Source organism: Paenisporosarcina sp. P4_E4_2, from assembly GCF_056401595.1.
The window spans coordinates 1-2581 of the sequence record NZ_JBFUJC010000402.1 but is presented as its reverse complement, the minus strand read 5'-3'; the positions used below and the strand labels follow the sequence as shown (position 1 = coordinate 2581).

3 protein-coding genes and 1 other RNA gene are annotated in these 2581 nt (G+C 38.8%); all 4 read left to right on the top strand.

What is annotated here, in order from left to right; genetic code table 11:
* Nucleotides 1-500, top strand: a 500-nt coding sequence (locus AC1DSB_RS17805; protein WP_477587256.1) for a tetratricopeptide repeat protein, incomplete at its 5' end; no start/stop codon positions are given.
* Between the two features lie 74 nt (nucleotides 501-574).
* Complete coding sequence (gpsB, locus tag AC1DSB_RS17800) at nucleotides 575-868, top strand: cell division regulator GpsB (RefSeq protein ID WP_016427374.1); 294 nt, start codon at nucleotides 575-577, stop codon at nucleotides 866-868.
* Nucleotides 869-933: 65 nt separating this feature from the next.
* Nucleotides 934-1311, top strand: an RNA gene (gene rnpB / locus AC1DSB_RS17795) — RNase P RNA component class B.
* Nucleotides 1312-1421: 110 nt separating this feature from the next.
* The gene (locus tag AC1DSB_RS17790) at nucleotides 1422-2558 is read left to right on the top strand and encodes a THUMP domain-containing class I SAM-dependent RNA methyltransferase (protein WP_477532525.1); all 1137 of its coding nucleotides are present in this window, start codon (nucleotides 1422-1424) and stop codon (nucleotides 2556-2558) included.
* The last annotated feature ends 23 nt before the right edge of the window (nucleotides 2559-2581 follow it).

Here is a 2581-nt window from a genome sequence, read left to right as displayed (position 1 = left end):
CATTACTTACATTGTTTATTCACACGACAAAATTGATTTTGAAAGAGCAGTACATCGATTCTAGTATCTCATCAACGAACATTGGAAAATGGTTTTCGGATCTGAAAGACTTTGAAAAAGGGCAAAGTGTTTTTGAGCAAATTACAACCCAATATAGTACTGATGAAGCTGCTATGGCGTTTTACTATTTAGGCTATGAATATAAACGCACGAAGCAATACGACCTTGCTTACGAAGTATTTGAAAAGGCACTCGGATACGTACAAGATGGTTGGAAAATAAAAACGTATGAAGAGCTGGCGAAAATAGCGGAACACGTGAAAAAAGATTTTGATCTTGCCAAACTTCATGTTGAAGAAGCATTGATCCTCATACAAAAAACTCCGATTTTAAAAGAACAACAAAAAGAGAGAAGAACACATGCATGTAAAAAGCGTTTGGAACGAATAATCAAGAAACAAACTATTTCCCGGGCAAGCGCAGGTTTCGACAGAAAATGAGTGAGGAAATGAACGACAAAACGTTCTTTATGCTATAATAAATCCATGCATGAACAATGGAAGGACGATGTATTATGGATATGAAATTGACGCCAGAAGTCATTTTGGAAAAAGAATTTAAAACTGGATTACGCGGCTATCACCAAGATGAAGTAGATCAGTTCTTGGATGAAGTCATTCAAGATTACAATACTTTTATGCAAACAATTGAAACACTAAAAGCTGAAAATAGACGATTGAGAGACGAATTGGATGAAGCGCCAAGACGTCAAGTTGCTGCACCTTCAACAGGAACAACTAACTTTGATATTTTAAAGAGACTTTCAAATCTAGAAAAACATGTATTCGGCAGTAAGTTGTACGAATAATTCAACATTCCAAGGATGGATTGTTTATTACATGAATATMAAGTATAATGAAGAAACCATTTAGATAATCCAGGTAATCGCTGCAACGCTTGACGTTGTAGAGGAAAGTCCATGCTCGCACGGTTCTGAGATGACCGTAGTGTTCGTGCTTAGCCAAAAAATAAGCTAAGGCAGTGTTACAGCTGACGGCGGGAACAACACCTAAGTCTTCGGATATGGTCTATGTTCTCTGAAAGTGCCACAGTGACGGAGCTGATTCGGAAACGTTTCAGGTGGAACGAGGTAAACCCCACGAGCGAGARACCCAAATTATGGTAGGGGCACTCTCATGCAGGAATTGAACGAATTGAGGGACAGACAATGTCTGTAGATAGATGATTACTACTCACTTGTACGAGGCATCAGCCGCTTGAGTACGTGATAACAAAACATGGCTTATTGGGTTTTCTAATGGGTATACTTGACTACACAAGCTCTCCACTAATTCGGAGAGCTTTTATTAATAAATAAGCAAATAAATGAAACAATGATCGTTAAAAGAAAGGATGAGATGATGACGACTCATCGATTAGTAGCAACATCAGCAATGGGGTTAGAATCCATTGTGGCAGATGAAGTAAAAAAATTGGGGTATGAAACCCAGACTGAAAACGGAAAAATATATTTTGAAGGGGACGAGCATGCCATTGCCCGTGCCAACATGTGGCTACGAGTAGCGGACCGTGTCAAAATAATAGCTGGTGACTTTAGAGCCACCACGTTTGATCAATTATTTGAACAAACAAAAGCGATTCCTTGGGAAAAATATTTACCGGTAGATGCAGCTTTTCCTGTTCAAGGGAAATCTGTTAAATCAAAATTATTCAGTGTGCCCGATTGTCAGGCAATTGTTAAGAAGGCCATTGTGGAACGTTTAAAATTGGCTCATAAACGAATTGGTTTTTTGGATGAGTCCGGTGCAACATTTAAGATTGAAGTTAGTATACTTAAAGACCAAGTAAAATTAAGCATTGATACAAGTGGTGTCGGTTTACATAAACGAGGGTATCGCTTAGATCAAGGGGAAGCTCCATTAAAAGAAACGTTGGCTGCTGCACTGGTCTATATTTCAAAATGGAATCCTAATCGTCCGTTTGTTGATCCATTCTGTGGGTCTGGGACAATTCCTATTGAGGCAGCGATGATTGGTCAAAACTTAGCTCCAGGGTATAACCGTAGCTTTATTAGTGAAGACTGGCCATGGATGTCAAAAAAAATATGGGAAGATGTTCGCTTGGAATCTGAAGAGTTAGCGAACTATGATCAGCCATTAGATATCACAGGTTCTGATATAGATGCGCGAATGATTGACGTTGCAAAAAACAATGCAATTGAAGCTGGCTTTGCCGATTTAATTCATTTTAAACAGCGTCAATTAAGAGATTTCACAACTTCGTCTTTGGACGGTGTTCTGATTGGAAATCCACCTTATGGTGAGCGTATCGGAGAAAAAGAAACGATCGAAGACATGATTCATGATATGGGGCGTATAATGGATAGTTACCCTACATGGTCTGTTTATATGTTGTCATCAATGGCAGACTTCGAAACGTTATACGGGCGTAAAGCGACTAAGAAACGCAAATTATTTAATGGATTTATCGAAACAAACTATTATCAATATTGGGGTAAAAAATCACCTCGTGAATAGCACCCAAAACGGATAGGTCAACC